The organism is Streptomyces sp. NPDC104581 (assembly GCF_055583685.1).
In genome coordinates this window covers 26,796-46,252 of record NZ_JBVJNN010000049.1, presented here as the reverse complement: position 1 = coordinate 46,252, position 19,457 = coordinate 26,796, and the positions used below count along the sequence as shown (strand labels likewise).

The window sequence follows — 19,457 nt, the reverse complement described above, 5'->3', positions numbered from 1 at the left end:
ATTTCCCCGCCTCCCGGTCCCCCCGCCCCACAAACAGGACGAAAAAACAGAAGGAACAGGACCCCCCCCCCCCCCCCCCCCCCCCCCCCCTCCCCTCCCCCGCCCCCCCCCCCCCCCCCCCCAGGACCCGGCTCCGTGCCCACCGGGCGTCTCGCGGAACCGGCGGGGGAGTGGCGCCGCGCACCCGGGCGCGCGGCGCCGCTTCTTCCGCCGGAGGTCAGCCGTCCTCGGCGCGTCGGTGTTCGACGACGGAGTCGGGACCGGGGGACATGATCGTCTCGTGTCCGTCCTCCGCCCGCACACGGTAGGGCGGTGTGCCGTCGGAGCCCAGGACCTCGATGATCTCGACGACCTGGTCCTGCATGCCCACGACCCGGCCGTGGACCACGAGCCGGTCTCCCTCGCTGGCCTGCATCTCACTGGTTCCTTTCGCTGGTCGTCAGGGGTGCTGGACCGACCTAACCAGGGCGTCGCGCGATGAGCCGTGAAACGACGCCCCGGAACACGATTGGCTGAGGTGCGGTCACCCGTTCACACTCGGCGACAGGAGGAACCGTGCGACGGGCCGTCAGCCCGCCCAGACCTCCGCCTCGTCGGCCGGGACGGTGGTGGCCAGGCCCAGTTCCTTCCGGGCGGCGACCGACGTGTTCGGGTCGATGCCGGTGAACGCCGGGTCGTAGGCGAGGTAGAACGTGTCGGCGTCGCCGGCGTTCGCGGCCTTCTTCCAGTTCCCCGCCGCCTTCGTCAGCGTCGCGCGGAGCTTGCCGACCTCGGCTCCCTCGATGCCCTCCAGTCCGTCGAGGTGGGAGTCGAGCGCGGCCGCGACCGCCTCGGCCTGCGCCTTGTACCCGTCGAGGTCGTCCTCGACGGCGTCCTTCCCGGACTGGTTCGCCCACAGGGCCTCGTAGACCGCGTTCGACCCCTTCAGATAAGTGCTCTGCCCGGGGCCGAGGGACTTCGCGGTGTCCAGGGAGCCGCTGAACGTACCCTTCTCCGCGGTGTAGGTGCAGCTCACCGCGCGGTCACCCGTCGCCCAGCTCTCCTTCGTCGGGGTGTAGTAGAAGAGGGCGACGCCCTTCGGGAGCGCCCAGGTGTCCGCGGCGTACTTCTGCGCCTCCGCCGGGCAGCGCTCGTCCCCTATCCGGGAGATTCCGTCGTCGCCCGGGTACGCCGTGCCCTCGTCGATCGCGAACTCGCCGACGACCTGGCCCTGGTGCGGCTCGTCGCAGGGCACGATCTCGACGGTGTACGCGGTCCCCTCCGCCTTGCCGCCGGGGTTGTAGCAGTCGCCGGTGTCCAGCGAGAACACCGAGCGCTGGCGGGCCACCGTCTTCGCGCCGTCCTTGGCGCTGTCGACCGCGTCGGAGACCTCGGAGCACCCCACCGCGCCGATCGAGAGCAGAGCGACAACGGCCGGTATGCCGCGAAGGGAGCGAAACGGGGAACAGCCTGTCATGGCGTGTACATCCTCTTATTTGATCTTTAAGTGGTTCGCGCGCATCGTATGCCATTCCCGTGGCCCGCCCGCACCGGGGCCCGCACCTCATCGCGGCGTCTACGACTCGCGACCCGCCGCAAGGGTTGTATCCGTGGTCAGCCCGCCGCGGGCGCCGGCTCCGGCGCGCCCGGATTCCCGTCGCGCGCGGCGCTCCCACCCGCCTTGCCGCCTTCGAACTGCGTCCGGTACAGCTCCGCGTAACGCCCCCGCGCACTGAGCAGTTCCTCGTGTGTGCCCCGCTCCGCGATCCGGCCGTCCTCGACCACCAGGATCAGATCAGCGGCCCGCACGGTGGAGAGCCGGTGCGCGATGACGAGGGCGGTGCGGCCCTGGAGGGCTTCGGCGAGTGCCGCCTGCACGGCGGCCTCCGAGGTGTTGTCGAGGTGCGCGGTCGCCTCGTCGAGGATCACGACACGCTGGCGGGCGAGGAGCAGGCGCGCGATGGTCATGCGCTGGCGTTCGCCGCCGGACAGCCGGTAGCCGCGTTCGCCGACAACGGTGGCGAGGCCGTCGGGAAGCGACCGGACGACGCCGTCGAGGCGGGCCCGGCGCAGGACGTCCCAGAGTTCGTCGTCGGTGGCCCCGGGCCGGGCGAGCAGCAGATTCGCGCGGACGGATTCGTGGAAGAGATGGCCGTCCTGGGTGACCATGCCGAGTGTGTCGCGCAGGGACGCCGCCGACAGGTCGCGTACATCGACACCGCCGATACGGACGGCGCCCGCGTCGACGTCGTAGAGCCGCGGGAGCAGTTGCGCGACGGTCGACTTGCCCGCGCCGGAGGTGCCCACGAGGGCGACCGTCCAGCCGGGCTCGGCGCGGAACGAGACGCCGTGCAGCACCTCGGCGCCACCGCGCGTGTCCAGCGAGGCCACCTCCTCCAGTGAGGCCAGGGAGACCTTTTCGGCGGACGGGTAGCCGAAGCGTACGGCGTCGAACTCGACGGAGACCGGCCCCTCGGGAACCTGCCGCGCGCCGGGCCGCTCGGCGATGAGGGGCGTGAGAGCGAGGACTTCGAAGACCCGCTCGAAGCTGACGAGGGCGCTCATCACCTCGACGCGCGCACCGGCGAGCGCGGTCAGCGGAGCGTAGAGGCGGGCGAGCAGCAGGGAGAGCGCGACCACCGCGCCGGGGTCGAGACTGCCCCGCAGCGCGTAGGTGCCGCCGAGCCCGTAGACGAGCGCCAGGGCCAGGGCGGAGACGAGTGTCAGGGCGGTGATGAACGTGGACTGCGCCATGGCCGTACGGACCCCGATGTCCCGTACCCGGGCGGCCCGCGCCGCGAATTCGGCCGACTCGTCGGCGGGGCGCCCGAACAGCTTGATCAGGGTCGCGCCGGGAGCCGAGAACCGCTCCGTCATCCGGTTGCCCATCGCCGCGTTCAGGTCGGCCGCCTCCCTCTGGAGCCTCGCCATACGCGAGCCCATCCGGCGCGCGGGGATCACGAACACGGGCAGCAGGAGCAGCGCGAGGAGCGTGATGCGCCAGGAGAGCGTGAGCATCACCGCGAGGGTCAGCACCAGGGTCACCACATTGCTCACGACACCGGAGAGCGTGTTGCTGAAGGCACGCTGCGCGCCGATCACGTCGTTGTTGAGCCGGCTGACCAGCGCCCCGGTACGGGTGCGGGTGAAGAAGGCGACGGGCATGCGCTGGACGTGGTCGAAGACCGCGATCCGCAGATCGAGGATCAGCCCCTCGCCCAGGGTGGCGGAGAGCCGGCGGCCCAGCAGACCGAGACCGGCCTCGCCGACCGCGATGACCGCGATCAGCAGCGCGAGCCGCACCACCAGCTGCTCGTCGCCGCCGTTCACGATCGTGTCGACGACACGGCCCGCGAGGACGGGGGTCGCGACCGCGAGGAGCGCGGTGGCGGCCCCGAGCAGCACGAACAGGATGATGCGACGACGGTGCGGCCGGGCGAAGCCCGCGATTCTCCGGAGGGTGGCGCGGTCGACGGGGCCGCGGTCGGGGCGGGCGTTCATGACGTTGTGCAACTGCGTCCAGGCTGTGGACTCCATACTCATGGCAGGGACCGTAGAACCTCAAGCAGTCTTCAGGTCAAGCCGGATCCGCGCCAAAGGAGGACCCCGCCCCGGCCGGGGGAGTACGCCGGCGCGCCCCGCCCCCCCCGGATCCGGCGCGGCGGACCGGGGGTGAACCTCACAGGGCGTCATTCACCGCCGGGCACGTCCTGCTGTTCCTCGGCGAGATCGCTCCCGGTGCCGGCCGGCGGGCCGGTCAGATGGTTCAGGGTGCCGGTCAGCCGCAGGACGCGGTCGAGGGAGGCCGGGCGTCTGTCCAGGTGCAGCCGGACTCCGGCCGATTCGGTGGCGCGGTGGACCGCGAGCAGGGTGGCCAGGCCCGTCGAGTCGCAGGTGGCCAACCGGGAGCAGTCCAGGCGCAGATGGCGCGTATCGGTGTGGCGGGAGAGCTGCTCACGCGTCTCGTCCAGGAGCTGCTGCGAGCTGTCGTAGTCGAGGTCCCCCTCGATGGCCACGCACACGGTGTGCTCAGGGGCCGGCGAAACGGTCAGCAGCAGGCCGGCGGGCGGAATCGTCGTCATCGGAACACTCCTGATCCGGGTCGTGCGGCGGGAACGGCGGAGTCGTCCAGCGCCTGTGGGCTGTGGTCGGTCAAGCCGGGCGGACCGGCGCGCGGTGCGGCGGGGAGGCGCTCACGCGGTGAACCTCCCGGGCCCGCGCCCGCCCACCGCGCTGAGGTGGTTGTTGCGCGGGGCGGTGATCGCGACCACGGCCATGTCGTCGTGCTGGCCGTCGCGGACCCACTGGGAGGCCAGCATCTGGATGTGCTCGACCACCGCCGCGGCCGGCAACCCCGCGCACTGGGACAGGGCGCTGTGCAGGCGCTCCTCGCCGTACAGGTCGCCACCGAGCGGGCCGCCCCTGGCCTCGGTGATGCCGTCCGTGAACAGCACGCAGGACTCACCCGGCGCGAGACTGGCCTCCACGGTGACGGCCGTCGCATCGGGCAGCGCGCCCACCAGGGTGCCGCGGGTGGCCGTCTCCTCCACGTGCCCGTCGCCGCGCACGATCAGCGGGGCCGGATGGCCCGCGCTGGTCAACCGCAACCGCACGCTGCCCGCGCGCCGTACGGCCGAGGCGAGGACGAGCGTCGCAAACCGGGTGTGGTGCGAGTTGAGCAGGGCCCCGTTGAGCAGACTCAGCATCCGCTGGTGGTCGTCGGCCATCGGGAGCAGCGCGTGCAGCGTGTTGCGGATCTTGCCGGTGAGCACCGCCGCCTCCAGACCCTTGCCGCACACGTCACCGAGGATGACCAGGGACTCCTGGTCCTGTGCCTCGGCGGGCGCGGGGTGGACGTCGTAGAAGTCACCACCGACACGGTCGCTCCGGGCCGCCGGCCGGTACGCGCCGGCGAACTCCACGCCGGACACGTCGTGCAGCACCGGCGGCAGCAGTTCCCGCATCAGCGTCTCGGTGAGGGAGCTCTGCTCCGCGTACAGCCGGGCGGCCGAGAGCGCGGCGCCCGCACGGGCCGCGAACAGCCGGGCGAACACCTCCTCGGTCTCGGTGAACGCCGCCTGGCCGGCCCTCCGGAGCAGCACCAGGGCGCCGGCCGGCACGCCATGGCCGGGCAGCGGCGTCACCACGATCGAGCCGACCGCGCCGAAATCCTCCGGGACGATCCACGCGGGCGCGGTGGCGGGATCGATCCAGCGTGAGGGCACCGGCGGGAAGCCCTGGAGCGCCTCCGACAGGCCGGGGACGAGGCCGGGCTCCACGCCGAGCTGCCGCCGCACCGGTTCACCGTCGCGCGTGCAGGAGACCATCGCCAGCCCGCGCCCGGCGGGCGGCTCGATCACCAGGGCGGCGTCGGCCAGGTGCCCGGCGGCGAGCGTCGCGGTCGTCGCCGTGCAGCGGGCCGGATTGAGCGACGACAGAAGCGCGTTCGACGCGTCGCCCAGAAAGGCGGTCCGTTCGCGTTCCATGCGCAGCGCCCTGCGGGCCAGCCGGTGATCGGTGTCGTCCACCAGCCACCACACGACCGCACCGTTCTCCTCGCAGGTGGGGTGCGCCTCGAAACTGCGCTCGCCGATCTCACCGCGGACGGCGGCGCCGGGGGCGCCCGCGACGTGCGGCTTCCCGGCAGGTGCCGGGCCGCCGGTCGTGTTCCCGGCCGGGACGCGGGCCAGGTCCTGGTGCGCGGTGGCCAGCCACTCGGGCACCGCGCGGGCCAACTCCGCCCCGGGACGCGCGTGTGGGAGCAGAGCCGACGCGGAGTCGTTGAGACAGCGCACGACACCGTGCGTGTCCGCGACGAGCACCGGATACGGCGCCAGACGGAGAGCGGATCTCTTCATGCCACCACCCGTATCGGTCGGTTGTTCCGCGGAAGTCGCCACACTCATGAGGTCCGCTGTGCGGCCTCTTCAACCCCTTTCGTCTCGACATGGGATCGGCTGCCCCCGGAAAGCGGTCCCGCACCTCCGACCTTGACGACAAAAGCTACGAAAGCACCGCGAAAAGAGCATGAAGCAGCGAAACGCAGCTCCGGTTCCGGGCCGGTCCGCTCCGAAGCGGTGACGACCCCCCGCCGTTACGGAGTCCGGCCCCTCTCATGGCAAGCTGACCGGGTGTTCGAGGACTCGGAGAGCGCGGTCACAGGAACCGCCGACAACGGCGTCTTCACCGTGACGGTGAACGGCGGCATCGATTTCGACAGTGCGAGGGAGATGAAGGAGGTACTGGCGCGAGCGTGCCGGGCGGACAGCCCGCTGACGGTGGTCGACCTGTCCCGGCTGGCGTTCGCCGACTCCGCCGTGCTGCACGTACTGCTCGGCGCCCAGCGCGAACACCGCGCCGCGGGGCACCGCATGGTGATCGCCGGACCGCTCAGCCCCACGGTGCTGCGGCTCTTCGAAGTCACGGGCACCTCGGACTTCTTCACCATGGCCCCGACCCTCGACGCCGCGACCAGACTGTAGAGCGGTGCCATGACGGACGGTTCACGCATCCGGACCCCACCGTGTGAAAACCGGCTGCCTGGGCAGGCGGGCCTTACGGTGAACGCGGAACAGGCAGGACACGAAGCCCGGCGCGGGGCCGCGGACGCGGACCGCGAGCAGACCGGACCGCGCCCCGCCCCGCCGGCGAACGCGGCGGCGGCGCGGGCCCATGTCATGGCGCTGCTGCGCGGCCGGTACCGCGAGAGCGACGGCACCGCCCTCGACGACATCGTCGTCGCCGACGTGCTGCTCGTCACCTCCGAACTGGTCACCAACGCGCTGCGGCACGGTGGCGGCATCACGGGCTTCGACGCCGAACTGACCGGCGAGGGACTGCGGATCACGGTGGCCGACGCCAGCGACCGTCCACCGGTCGCCGTCACCCGCCGGCCCGGTGAACACACCGTCGGCGGATACGGCTGGCTGCTCGTCCACCGGCTTGCCGAGAGCGTCGCCGTCACGGTGACCGGCTCGGGGGGCAAACGCATCGAAGCGCTCCTCAGACTCTCCTGACCAGCGAGGACCGTACCGTGACGGACCCCGGGCGCTGCCCCGGTGGGGCCGGTTTTGGTGAAACTGAAGCCGCGGGGTGTGTGATTCGGGCACGCGTGACGGACACCTGTGGTGGTGCCGCTCACGCCGCCGTCCAGCGAATCACCGGGGGAGACGAACGGTCATGACCGATACCGACGACGCGTTGCTGAGGCGTTCCCTGGACGCCGTCCGTGCTCTGCGGGAGCAGGTGGGGCAGCTGACCGCCCGCGCCGAGGAGCCCATCGCGGTGGTCGGCATGGGCTGCCGCTTCCCCGGTGGCGCGGACAGCCCCGGACGTCTCTGGGAACTGCTGCGTGAGGGCCGCGACGGCATCGTGGACGTCCCCGCCGACCGCTGGTACGCACCCGGCCTCCCCGCCCCCACCCGCCGCGCCGGTTTCCTCACCGAGGGCGTCCACGCGTTCGACGCGCCGTTCTTCGGTGTCCCGGACGCCGAGGTCCGTGACATGGATCCGCAGCACCGTCTGCTGCTGGAGGCGAGCTGGCAGGCGCTCGAACACGCCGGGCTGCTGTCCGGTACCCGGGCGGAGCAGCGCATCGGTGTGTTCGTCGGTATCTCCGGTTCCGAGAACGCCCTCCAGTCGTCCCGGCAGTCGCGGGACACCGGGCCCTACACGGCCACCGGTTCGGCGGTCAGCGTCGCCGCGGGCCGGGTGGCCCACACGCTGGGGCTGCGCGGTCCCACCCTCGCGGTGGACACGGCGTGCTCCTCGTCGCTGCTCGCCGTCCATCTGGCGGTCGAGAGCCTGCGCCGGGGTGAGTGCGCGGCCGCGGTCGCGGGCGGGGTGAGCGCCATGATGTCCCCTGCTGTCATGGAGGCTCTGAACCGGACGGGAGCCCTTGCCGCGGACGGGCGCTGCAAGGTCTTCGACGCGGCGGCCGACGGTTACGCCCGAGCCGAGGGCAGCGGCATGGTCGCCCTGGTGCGCGCCTCGGACGCCGCCGCCCTGCGGGCCCCCGTACTCGCCCTGATCCGGGGATCGGCGGTGAACCACGACGGCCGCACCAGCGGCCTGACCGTCCCCAACGGGCGGGCGCAGCGCGAGCTGATCGGCCGGGCCCTGGAGGCGGCCGGGATCGATCCGCACGACGTGGACTATCTGGAGGCGCACGGCACGGGTACCGCGCTGGGCGACCCGATCGAGGTGCGTGCCGCCGCCGACGTCCTGTGCGCCGGCCGGAGCGCCGGGGCCCCGCTGCGTATCGGCGCGGTGAAGTCCAACATCGGGCACCTGGAGGCGGCGGCCGGGGTGGCGGGCCTGATCAAGACGGTCCTGTCCCTGGGGCACGGGGAGATACCGGGCAACCTGCATCTGCGTACTCCCAACCCGAAGCTCGGCGTCGAGCGGTCGCCGGTGGTCCTGAACGACCGGACGAGCCCCTGGCCCGACCACGCCGACGGACGGCCGCGCACCGCGGGTGTCAGTTCCTTCGGGTTCAGCGGTACGAACGTCCATCTCGTCCTCACCGGGCCCCCGCCCGCGCCCGCGCGCGCGACCGGTCCCGAACGCCCCGCCCATGTGGTCGCCCTGTCGGCCCGGGAGCCGGAGGGCTTGCGCGGCGCGGCGGCCCACCTCCGCGACTGGCTGGCCGACCACCCCGAGGCCCCCCTCGCCGACATCTGCCACACCACCACCGCACGCCGCGCGCACTTCGCGCACCGTGCCGCCTCCGTGGCCGCGTCGCGTGCCGACCTCACCGGCTGGCTGGCGGCCGTCGCCACGGGCGACGCCGCAGGCACGGCGGCCGGCGAACGGCGGCTCTCGGCGTCCGACGCGGTCGGCGCGGGAGACCGCGCGGCGGCGCGGCCCGCCGCGTTCCTGCTCGACGCCACCGCGGCCCAGGCCGCCCGCGTCGTGGCGGCGCTGCGCCCGACCCATCCAGGTTTCCGGGCCCACTACGACGGGTGCGCCACCGAACTGGCCGCCGCCGCTGCCGTACCCGCCGCCGGGCAGAGCACCGCCGCTCCCGGGCAGAGTGACACCGCCCTCGCGGCGGACGTGCGGACCGTCGCCTGCCAGGTGGCCCTGGTGCGTACGTTCGCGGACTGGGGGCTCGCCCCGGCCGCCGTGGCCGCCGGGAACGCTCCCGGCGACCTCGCGGCCGGCCTGCTCGCCGGCGTCCTCGGCATCCGGGAGACGGCCGGCCTGCTCGCCGCCCGGCACACCACCGTTCCGGCGCCCGCCACCCTCGCCCGGCGTGTTGCCGTGCTGCGCCTCCTGCACGGTCCGCAGGCCGCCGGGCCGGCCGCCGACGAGGTCACCGATCCGGCCTTCTGGACGCCGAGCGGGGCCGGGGCCTCGCCCGTGGCGGTGGCCAAGGCGCTCGCCGCGCACGGTTACGGCACGCTGGCCCATATCGGCGGCGCACCGGCAGCGGAAGACCCGGAAGGCCTGTGGCGGCTGCCCGGCGAGGACATCTGGAGCGAGGTCCTGCACGGTCTGGTCCACCGGCATCTGGCGGGCGAGGAGGTCGACTGGTCCGCCTTCGACGACGGTTACGACCGGGCCCGGCTGGGCCTGCCCGGCCAGGCGTTCCGGCGTCAGGAGCACCGCGGTACGCCCGCCGGACCCGACGGCGCGGCGGTGCTGCCCGCGACCGGTTCACCGGCCGGCACCCTGGGGCTGCGGGCCCTGCCCCTGCCGCTGGAGGAACGGCACTTCACCGCCACGGTGAGCCGGACGCTGCTGCCCGAGATCGCGGACACCGCCGGTGTCGTCCATGTCGGGTACTACCAGGACATGCTCGCGTCGGCCGTGGCCGCGGGGGGCGGACTGCGGCTGTCCGGGGTCACGTTCGAGCGGGCGCTCACGCTCCCCGGCGCCCGGGAGCGTGCCGCGCATCTGGTGATCGGTCCGCCGGACGGCGAGGGCTGGTCGGTGTTCTCGGTGCACAGCCGGGCCGCCGGTGAACCGGCCGCGGGCGAACCCGCCCCCGCCGTCGGGGCGGATGCCTGGCAACGGCATGCCGGCGGCCGCGTGCGCTCGGTACCCGCAGCCGAAGCCGTCACCGGGGATGCCGCGGACGCTCCGGAGCCGCTGACGGGGCAGACCCTGGCGGCGGTCAAGGAGCGCTGCGCCGTACGGATCGACGGCGCCGAGTTCTACCGCCGTCTGAGCGAACGCGGTGTTCCCCACGGCCCGTCGGTCGAATGGGTCACCGAGGCATGGCTCGGCGACGGTGAGATCCTGGCCCGGCTCCGTGCCCCGTCCGCCGGGGAGACACACGGCCGGCCCGGCCGCCCGGCCCCCGAACTCCCGGTGCCCCCGGGCCTGCTGGACGCCTGCTCCCCGCTCTACGCGCTCGCCGCCGAACGTGATCTGCACCCGGGTGACCTGTTCATGGTCGCGGGGCTCGGCGTGGCCGGTTTCGGCGCTCCCGCGGACGGTCCGCTCTGGTGCCACGTACGGCTGACGGCGCCCGCCACCCGCCACCGCCTCGTCGGTGATCATGTGCTCTGCGCCGACGACGGGCGGACGGTCGGCTGGGCCCGCGCCACCGAGATCGCGGTCGTCGGCCCCGGCGGTCCGGCCCCGGACGGTGAGTCCGCCGTCACGGCGCGAGACGCCCCGCCCGCCGGTACGGTGGCCGGGGAGCGCTGGCACGGCCCGGCCGGCCGGGCGGCCCTGCGCTCCCGGCTCGCGCGGATCGTCGGGGATCTGCTGCAACTGCCGCCCGGTGACGTCCCGTTCACCCAGCCGCTGCCGGAGACCGGTCTCGACTCGCTGGCCGTCCTCGAACTGCGCCAGCGCCTGCGGGCCGACGCCGGGATCGACCTCCCCGTCGACCTGCTCATCACCGGACCCACCCTCGACGAGGTACTGGACCGGATCACCGCGCCCGCCGGGGAGGACACCACGGTCCGGCGCCCCCATGACACGGACAGCGCCCGCTGGCTCCCGGCCACCCCGCGCGACGACCGCGCCGTACGGGTGTTCTGCCTGCCCTACGGCGGACGCGGCACGTCCCTGTACCGGGAGTGGGTGGCGGCCGCGGATCCCGCGATCGACGTGTGCCCGGTGCAGCTGCCGGGCCGGGAGGAACGCAGGGACGAGCGCCCGCTGGAGACGGTGGAGGAGGCCGTGGAGGCGATCGCGCAGGCCATCGAGCCGTACCTCGACCGGCCCTTCGCCCTCTACGGACACAGCATGGGCGCCCTGGTCGCGTTCCGGCTGGCCCACCGGCTGGCACCCGCGTACGGCGACTCGCTGCGCCACCTGTTCGTCAGCGCGTTCAGCGCGCCCACGGGCCGGGAGAACCCGCTCGGCGCGCGGCTGCGGTCGGTCACGCGCAGCCTGGGCTTCACCGGCATGCCCGATCACGAGGACCTGATGCGCCTGTCGCGCGCGGAGCCCGCACGCTACATGGACGCGCTGCGCACCGAACTGGGCGACGATCTGGCCGGCATGGCCGAAGTGGCCCTGGACGGCGCGGGGTACGCGGATCTGCGCATCGTCGAGAGCTATCGCCGCGACCTCGCCGAGCCGCCGCTGCGTCTGCCGGTGACGGCCTTCCACGGTTCCGCCGACCCGGTGGTCCACGAGTCGGAGGCGAGGGCCTGGCGGAGTCTGACCACGTCGGACTTCGAACTCCTGGTCCTGCCGGGCGACCACTACTTCGTCCACGGCGACCAGAGCGGCCCCGCGGTCCTGGCGGAACTGACCGACCGCCTGCGCGCCACGGAAGGCGACGGGTAAAGGGCGCCGGGCGGCACATTCCGAGCGGCGGAATATGTAGCGGGTAATACGCACGCCCGGTGAATGGGATCCGGTCACCGTGTCCGTCACCTATCCACCGTGCAGTATCGGACAGCCCGCTTAAGCCGCTCTTGATTTGTCTTAACGCGGCGCCGTACGCCTGTGCCTGTGGTGTGAACTGCCGCTCGGACATGCGGGTTTCAGGGGTCGGGGGGTAATGCCGGTTGTCTTGTACGGGCCACCGGCCTGTGGTTCACTCCTCTGTGGTTCAGCAGAGTTATTCGATTCGTCAATTCATCGCGGGGGCCGTTGTGTTCGCCGTTCCTTGGGGAGTGGCCGCTGTTTTCCCTGGTGTCGGTTCGCAATACCCCGGTATGGCCGCGGAATTGCTCAAGCGACACGGGATCGTCCGTGAGACGTTCGCGGAGGCGGGCGACGTACTCGGGTTCGACGTCGCGGAGCTGTGCACGACCGCCGGGCCGGCGGCCCGTGCCCGGCTGGATCTCCAGACCGAGTCGCAGCTCGCGCTCCTCACCATGGGTGTCGCGATGTTCCGGGCGTGCGAGCAGGAGCTGGGCCGGGTCGTGACGCACACGGCCGGGCACAGTCTCGGCGAGTACACCGCGCTCTGCGCCGCGGACGCCCTGCCGTTCGCCACCGCGCTGCGGCTGGTGCGCCACCGCGGGCGGTGCGTCGCCGACGTGGCCGCCGGACTGGACGGCGGCATGATGTGGGTGACCGGGCTCGACACCGGCACCGTGGAACACGTGTGCCGGCTGTGGAGGCAGCAGGGTGTCCGCGCCGTCCATCCGTCCGTCGTCGACGGGCCGCGACGGGCGGCCGTCTCCGGTCTGAACGCCGATCTGCGTGACGCGGCACGGGAGTTCGAGGCGCGCGGGGCCCAGGCGTTCCCGCTGCGTGTCACCGGCCCGTTCCACAGTCCGCTGATGGCCCCGGCCGCGGAGGCGCTGGCCGATGCCCTGAACGGTGTCGACGTCGCCGTGCCGCGCCTGCCCGTCGTCTCCGGTGCCGGTGTGCGTCCGCACCCCGGCGGCCGGGCCAGCGCGCGGCTGCTCGCCGACCAGCTGGTCTCCCCGGTGCGCTGGCACGACGTCCAGCTGCGGTTGGCCGCCGACGGTGTCGGTACGAGCCTGGAGATGGGCCCCGGCAGGGTCCTGACGTTCCTTTCGGCCCGTACCCGCGGCCATCCCCGGCCCTGGCCCGTCGACCGCTACGAGGACTTCGGCGCGCTCGCACGGGACCTGCGTCTCGGCGCCGACGACGTGCCCGCGGTCATGGACGCGTGCCTGCGGATCGCCGTGAGCACCCCTACCCGGCGCCAGGACACCGACGTGGCGTGGCACTACCGGAACCTGGAGAAGACCGTGGACACCCCGGCACCCGACGCGGTCGCGGCCGGACTCGAAGCGCTCGACGCGCTGCTGGCCCTCAAGGGCCTCGGTGAGCGCGAGCGTCACCGGCATCTCGCCGCCGCGACCGGAGGACGCACATGGCAGTAACCACCGGCACCACCGACAACGGCACCGGCACGTCCCCCACCACCGGCACGTCTGGCACCGCCGGTACCTCTCCCACCGTCTCCGGCACCACCGGTGGTCCGGCGGATTCCTTCGGTGCGGTCGGTGTGCTCGGGGCGGGCGTGATCGGTCTGGGTGTCGCCGCCGATCTCGCGCTGCACGGTTTCCGGGTGAACCTGGTCGACCACGACCCGGTCCAGTGCGAGAGCGCGCCGGCCCGGCTCGCGGAGGCGGTGCGTTTCGCGCCGATGCTCCGCCCGGGTTTCGCCGTCTCCGCCGACCGGGCGGTTGCCGCCGTCCAGGTCTCCACCGATCCCGCCGCCCTGGCGCGGTGCACCCTCGTGGTGGAGAACGTCACCGAACGCCTCGACGTCAAGGAGGACGTCTACCGGCTGCTGGACACCGTGGTCTCCGACACGGCCGTCATCGCGGTGAACACCTCCAGTATCCCGGTCGCTCGCCTGGCCGCGTACGTGTCCCGGCCGGAGCGGGTCATCGGCGTCCACTTCATGAACCCGCCGTACCTGACGTCCGCGGTCGAGGTGATGCGCCCCGAAGGCACCTGCGACGAGACCCTCGCCCGTGTGAATGAACTTGCGGCGCTGCTGCGGAAGAAGACGATCGTCGTGGGCGACTTCCCGGGCTTCGTCAGCAACCGCGTCTCCCATCTCTTCTTCAACGAGGCCGCCCGCGTCGTGGAGGAGCACGGAGTCGCGCCCGAGACCGTCGACCAGATCTTCCGCGACTGTTTCGGACACCGGATGGGCCCGCTGCAGACGGCCGACCTCATCGGTCTCGACACCGTCGTCCACACCCTCGACCACCTGCACGAGGCCACCGGCGATCCCCGGTTCGACAGCAGCGCGCTGCTGCGGGACATGGTCGGCCGGCGGCGGCTCGGCCGGAAGACCGGCCGGGGCTTCTACACCTATCACTCGCACCCAGTTGGAGAGGTTCCGTCATGACCGACGCGGAGGAAGAAGCCGTCTGCCAGGCGGTCGGGACGTTCCTGGCCCGCCACGACCCGACCCTGCGCCCGGCCCCGGACGACGAGCTGTTCTCCTCGGGACTGGTGAACTCCCTGCTCGTGGTCGAGCTGATGGTGTTCCTCGAAGGCAGGTACGCGATCCGGTTCGGCGTGGACGACCTGGATCTCGGCAACTTCGCCACGCTGCGCCGCATCGCCCGCGCCGTCGGCGAGAAGCAGGCCGCGGTCCGCGCCGGGCGCGGCTGACCCGGAGGACGACGTGGACGATCTGCTCACCGAGGCACAGCTGCGGCACCACCGGAAGGTCTCCGCTCTCGTCGGTACGGCGTGGGGCGCGCACAGTCCCGGCTGGGAACGGGAGGGCGAACTGCCCGAGGAGGTGGTCCAGTGGTGCGCCGCGCAGGGCCTGTTCGGGGCGATGATCCCGGAGGAGTACGGGGGCCTCGGTCTGTCCGCGGTCGAACTGGGCCTGCTCTACGAGGCCCTGGGCCGGGTCAGCGCCTCTCTCGCGTCACTGATCAACGTGCACGGCATGGTCGCGCGCACCCTCGTGCGCTGGGGCAGCGACGCCCAGCGCGAGGCGTTCCTGCCGGATCTGGCGTCCGGCCGCCGTGTCGCCGCCGTCTGTATGACCGAACGCGACGCGGGCAGTGACCTGTCGGGCGTCACGACCACCCTGACGGAACGCTCCGGCGGGCTCCGCCTCGACGGGACGAAGCTGTACACCACCTTCGGCCGGCGCGCGGACCTCTATCTCGTCCTGGCCCGCGGGGAGGGCGGCCAGGTCTGCTGTCTGCTGGAGCGCGGCGCCCCCGGGCTGGAGGTCTCGCCGATGACCGGGCTGCTGGGGCTGCGCGCCGCCGCGCTGGCCCGCGAGGTGATGCGGGACTGCCCCGTGGAGCGTTCCGCCGTCATCGGCCGGCCGGGCTTCGCCTCGACCGTGCTGGTGCCGCAGTTGCTGGAACACGGCCGGCACGCGGTGGCCTGGATGGCCGCCGGGATGCTCCAACGGGCGTTCTCCGCCTGCTCCGCCTTCGTCCTGGGGCGTGAGGTCTTCGGCCGTAACGCCGTCGACCACGGTCAGATCCAGTCCCTGGTCACGTCCATGGGTGTCGACCTCGCCGCCGCCCGCGCCCTGAGCGTGAGCGCGTCGCGCGCGCTGGACGCCGTCGACGCCTCGGCCCCGCGCAAGGTCCTCATGGCCAAGTACCTGGCCTGCCAGGTACTCGAACGCCACAGCGCCCAGGCCGTGCAGGCCATGGGTGCCCAAGGCTGCCTGGAGGACAACGGCGTCGCCGGTGTCTACCGGGACGCCAAGATCCTGAGCATCATCGAGGGCACCCCGCAGCTCCTCGAACACCTGCTGGCGGTCCCCCTGGCCCGCGAGGCTGCCGCGGGAGGCGACCGGTGATCCCCGGACCCGGCCCCGCGTCCGAACCGGCCTCCGGAACCGGCCCGACACCCGTGCCGGAGCTGATGGCCGTGGTGGCCGTGGCCGTGCACTATCTCGACCACGGTGACACCGTCCTCATCGAGCTGGCCGGGGGAGAGGCGGACGCCGAACCGGGCCGTTTCACCGTGACGGTGGATCCCCGCGAGCCCTTCGCCGGTCTCGCCGGCCGGATCACGGCGCGGCCCGCCCCGCCGGAAGCGCCGGCCGACTGCCTGCTCACGCTCACGGCCGGCCCGCCGCGCGGCCGGCCCGGCGGTGCCCCCGCCCGCCATGAGGTCACGATCGACCCGGCCACCGGGCGGGTCACCGCGCACACCGCCGGCCCCGCCGACGCGGACACCCTCCACCGCCTGGTCACCACCCTGCTGCACCGCACCCGCGCCGACCGTGCCCGCCCGGTCGGTGACCACGACCTTCTCGACGACGAACAGCGCGAGCGCATCGCGTCGTTCAACGCGACCGACACCCCCTTCCCCGACGGTCTGACCCTTGTCGACCTGCTGCACGCCCGAGCCGCGCAGACACCTTCCCGAACCGCGGTCAGCACCGACACGGGCACCCTCACCTACGGCGAGCTGGCCGACCGCGCGGAGCGGCTCGCGACCTTCCTCGCCGGCCGGGACCACGGCCCCCACGGGCTCGTCGCGGTGTCGGCGCAGCGCTCCCTCGATCTGCCGGTCGCCCTCTTCGGTGTTCTCGCCGCGGGGCTGGCCTACCTCCCCCTCGACCCCCGCGCGCCCGCCGCACGGCTGCGCCGGACTCTCGACCGCTGCGGCGTGACCACGCTCCTCACCGACCGGGCCGGCTTGGGCGCCCCCGGCCTCCCCGACCTGCCGGCCGACCCGTTCGCGCTGGACGACCCGGCTCTCCGGTCCGGCACCGGCGGGGCCAGGCCGCCCGCCCCGGACGACCTCTGCTACGTGATCCACACCTCCGGATCCACCGGTGAGCCCAAGGGGGTGATGGTCGAACACCGTTCGGTCGTCAACCGTCTGGCATGGATGCAGCGCCGGTTCCCGCTGACCGCCGACGACGTCGTCCTCCAGAAGACCCCGACGGTCTTCGACGTCTCCGTCTGGGAGCTGTTCTGGTGGGTCCTCGCCGGCGCGCGGATGCATCTGCTGCCTCCCGGCACGGAGGTGTTCCCGCTCGCCGTCGAGGACGCGGTCGCCCGGCACGGCGTCACCGTCACGCACTTCGTCCCGTCGATGCTCGACACGGTCCTGGCCCATGTGGAGGCGGCCGGCAGCGCCCCGAGACTCCGGGGCCTGCGCTGGTGCTTCGCCAGCGGTGAGACCCTGCTGCCCGCGACGGCCGGCGCTTTCGACCGCCTCCTGGGCCCGTACGGCTGCCGGCTGGCCAACCTCTACGGCCCCACCGAGACGACCGTCGACGTCACGGCCCACCTGCTGCCGCCCGGCCCGCCGCCGGCGCGGATCCCGATCGGACGGCCCATCGACAACACCCGCGTCCATGTCCTGCGCCACGGGCGGCCCGTCCCGGTCGGTGTCCACGGGACGCTGTTCGTCGCCGGCACCGGCGTCGCACGCGGCTACCTCGGCGACGAGACGCGGACCGCCGAACGGTTCGTGCCCGAACCAGGCCGCCCCGGGTCCCGGATGTACGACACCGGGGACATCGGCCGCTGGACGCCCGACGGGGAGCTCGAATACCTCGGCCGCGACGACCTGCAAGTGAAGATCCGCGGCATCCGTGTGGAACTGGGCGAGGTGGAACACGCCCTGGCCCGCCTGCCGCAGATCACCGGATGCGCCGTCCACGTCCACGCCCCCGACCCGTCGCTGGCCGTGCTGCACGCGGCGCTCACCGGGGCCCCGGACCTGACGGCGGCCGGTCTGCGCTCCGCGCTCGCCGCCGAGCTGCCCGGCCACCTCGTACCGTCCGTGTTCGTCCGCGTCGGGACGATGCCGCGGACGGCCACCGGCAAACTCGACCGGGCCCTGCTCGCGGACCCGGAGTACCTGCGCACCCATGGAGTACGCCTGTGAGCGGCAGCCCGCCGGAGAACCCGATCGCGATCATTGCCATGGCCGGCCGCTTCCCGGGAGCCGCCGGCGTGGCGGAGCTGTGGCGGCTCCTGGAGGACCAGCAGGACGCCGTCACCGACTACACGGAGGCCGAACTCCTCGCCGCGGGCGTCGCCCCCGGCCTGGTCCGCCACCCCGACCATGTCCCGAGCGGCGCCCACCTCGCCGGAGCGGGCCTGTTCGACGCGGCCTTCTTCGGCCGCACGGACCGCGAGGCACGGGCGGCCGACCCCCGGTGGCGCATCCTCATCGACCTCTGCCACCAGGCGCTGGAGCGGTCCGGACACGGCCCGGGCACCTTCGGCGGCACCACCGGAGTCTTCACCGGCCTGCGCCACGGCGACGACTACGGCGCGCTCCCCGGCGCGGAACCGCTCGGCGGTCCCGGTGACCCGGCCGCGGGGATCGCCCGCACGCTCGGGCTGAACGGCCCCGCGCTCACCCTGCCGGACAGCGGCCCCGCCTCGCTCGCCGCCGTCCATCTCGCCCGCCGGCACCTGCTCGCCGGCGACTGCGACATGGCGCTCGCCGGCGGCGCCGCCCTGCGGCTGCCCCAGCACACCGGCTATCTGTGCGCGCCGGACAGCGGGCTGTCCCCGTCCGGCCGGTGCCGCCCCTTCGACGCCGGGGCGGATGGGGTGGTCCCCGCCGAGGGTGCCGCGGTCGTCGTGCTGCGGCGGCTGGCCGACGCCCTCGCCGACGGCGACGACGTCCTCGCCGTCATCCGCGGATCCGCCATGACGGCCGGGGCCGTCGAGGCGGACTCACCGCCGCCCGCCCCCGTATCCGCGTCCGCGGGCGCGGATCCCGGAGCCCAGGTACGGGTTGTACGCGAGGCGCTCACTTCCGCGGGCCTGGAGGCGGCCGACCTGACCTACGTCGAGGCCCACGGCGCGGGTGCACCCCACGGGGACTCGGTCGAACTCGCGGGGCTGACCGAGGCGTTCGGAACCGGTCGCCGCGGGTTCTGCGCCCTGGGGTCGGTGAAGGCGAACATCGGCCATCCGGGCGCGGCAGCGGGTGTCACCGGCCTGATCAAGACGGTGCTGGCACTGCGCCACGGCACCCTCCCCGGCACGCCCCACTTCCTCCGTCCCCACCGCGGGCTCGACCTCGTGAACAGCCCGTTCTACATCGCCGCCGAGACCCGGCCCTGGGAACCGGGGCCGGGCGGCCGTATCGCCGGTGTCAACGCGCTGGGCCGCGACGGAACCCATGTCCATGTCGTCGTCGGAGAACCGCCCGCACCCCCGGCCGCTCCAGCCCCGGCCACCCCGCCTCCGGTGGCGCGGCAGCACCTGTTCGTCTGGTCGGCGCACACGCCCGAGGCACTGGAGTCGGCGACCGACGAACTGCGCCGCTATCTGGAGGACCACGCCGACGCCGAACCGGCGGACGTCGCCTTCACCCTCCAGAACGGCCGCCGCGCCCACCGTCACCGCCGTGCGGTCCTCGCCGCCGACTGCGGGGCCGCCGCTGCCGCCGTTCGCGACCGGGCCTGGCTGTCCGCCCCGCCCGACTCCCTGCCGCCGCCCCTTCACGGACCGGCCGGGGCCTGGCTGCGCGGTGAGCCGGCCGACTGGAGCGCGGTGTACGCGGGTGAGGCCCGCCGCAGGCTCCCCCTGCCGACGCATCCGATGCTGCGCCGCCACCACTGGCCGTCCGGGCCCGCACCCGAGCCGGGCACCTCCTGACGC

Annotated in this window: 14 protein-coding genes; 9 read left to right on the top strand and 5 right to left on the bottom strand. The window is 73.5% G+C overall.

Annotated features, from left to right (window positions below; genetic code table 11):
* Window positions 1-217: 217 nt before the first annotated feature.
* The 5 genes from ACZ61E_RS28695 to ACZ61E_RS28675 all read right to left on the bottom strand — a co-directional run bounded on the left by ACZ61E_RS28695 (window position 218) and on the right by ACZ61E_RS28675 (window position 5,837).
* Entirely contained in the window at window positions 218-415 is a 198-nt protein-coding gene (locus ACZ61E_RS28695) for a DUF1918 domain-containing protein (RefSeq protein ID WP_469702932.1), read from the bottom strand.
* A 153-nt stretch (window positions 416-568) separates the two neighbouring features.
* Window positions 569-1,456, bottom strand: coding sequence for a septum formation family protein (locus ACZ61E_RS28690; protein ID WP_469702931.1), 888 nt, complete (start codon window positions 1,454-1,456; stop codon window positions 569-571).
* Between the two features lie 137 nt (window positions 1,457-1,593).
* Entirely contained in the window at window positions 1,594-3,522 is a 1,929-nt protein-coding gene (locus tag ACZ61E_RS28685; protein WP_469702930.1) for an ABC transporter ATP-binding protein, read from the bottom strand.
* Window positions 3,523-3,668: 146 nt separating this feature from the next.
* Complete coding sequence (locus ACZ61E_RS28680) at window positions 3,669-4,061, bottom strand: STAS domain-containing protein (RefSeq protein ID WP_469702928.1); 393 nt, start codon at window positions 4,059-4,061, stop codon at window positions 3,669-3,671.
* 111 nt (window positions 4,062-4,172) lie between these two features.
* On the bottom strand, window positions 4,173-5,837 hold the full coding sequence (locus ACZ61E_RS28675) for a PP2C family protein-serine/threonine phosphatase (RefSeq protein ID WP_469702926.1): 1,665 nt from the start codon (window positions 5,835-5,837) through the stop codon (window positions 4,173-4,175).
* Between the two features lie 273 nt (window positions 5,838-6,110).
* Between ACZ61E_RS28675 and ACZ61E_RS28670 the strand changes: the two genes are divergently transcribed.
* The 9 genes from ACZ61E_RS28670 (at window position 6,111) to ACZ61E_RS28630 (ending at window position 19,454) form a co-directional block, all read left to right on the top strand.
* Complete coding sequence (locus ACZ61E_RS28670; RefSeq protein ID WP_469702925.1) at window positions 6,111-6,461, top strand: STAS domain-containing protein; 351 nt, start codon at window positions 6,111-6,113, stop codon at window positions 6,459-6,461.
* Between the two features lie 78 nt (window positions 6,462-6,539).
* Window positions 6,540-6,995: an ATP-binding protein gene (locus ACZ61E_RS28665; protein ID WP_469702924.1), complete on the top strand. Its 456-nt coding sequence runs from the start codon at window positions 6,540-6,542 to the stop codon at window positions 6,993-6,995.
* Window positions 6,996-7,158: 163 nt separating this feature from the next.
* Complete coding sequence (locus ACZ61E_RS28660; RefSeq protein WP_469702923.1) at window positions 7,159-11,733, top strand: beta-ketoacyl synthase N-terminal-like domain-containing protein; 4,575 nt, start codon at window positions 7,159-7,161, stop codon at window positions 11,731-11,733.
* A 248-nt stretch (window positions 11,734-11,981) separates the two neighbouring features.
* Window positions 11,982-13,253, top strand: coding sequence for an ACP S-malonyltransferase (locus ACZ61E_RS28655; RefSeq protein WP_469702922.1), 1,272 nt, complete (start codon window positions 11,982-11,984; stop codon window positions 13,251-13,253).
* Window positions 13,244-14,236 (top strand): 3-hydroxyacyl-CoA dehydrogenase family protein, encoded by a 993-nt coding sequence (locus ACZ61E_RS28650; protein WP_469702920.1) that lies wholly within the window; start codon window positions 13,244-13,246, stop codon window positions 14,234-14,236. The genes ACZ61E_RS28655 and ACZ61E_RS28650 overlap by 10 nt, the downstream gene beginning before the upstream one ends.
* The gene (locus tag ACZ61E_RS28645) at window positions 14,233-14,505 is read left to right on the top strand and encodes a phosphopantetheine-binding protein (protein ID WP_469702919.1); all 273 of its coding nucleotides are present in this window, start codon (window positions 14,233-14,235) and stop codon (window positions 14,503-14,505) included. The genes ACZ61E_RS28650 and ACZ61E_RS28645 overlap by 4 nt, the downstream gene beginning before the upstream one ends.
* A 13-nt stretch (window positions 14,506-14,518) precedes the next feature.
* A complete protein-coding gene (locus ACZ61E_RS28640; protein WP_469702917.1) occupies window positions 14,519-15,670 on the top strand; it encodes an acyl-CoA dehydrogenase family protein in 1,152 nt (383 codons plus the stop codon).
* Window positions 15,667-17,721, top strand: a complete 2,055-nt coding sequence (locus tag ACZ61E_RS28635; RefSeq protein WP_469702916.1) for an amino acid adenylation domain-containing protein — start codon at window positions 15,667-15,669, stop codon at window positions 17,719-17,721. The genes ACZ61E_RS28640 and ACZ61E_RS28635 overlap by 4 nt, the downstream gene beginning before the upstream one ends.
* Entirely contained in the window at window positions 17,718-19,454 is a 1,737-nt protein-coding gene (locus ACZ61E_RS28630) for a polyketide synthase (protein WP_469702914.1), read from the top strand. The genes ACZ61E_RS28635 and ACZ61E_RS28630 overlap by 4 nt, the downstream gene beginning before the upstream one ends.
* The last annotated feature ends 3 nt before the right edge of the window (window positions 19,455-19,457 follow it).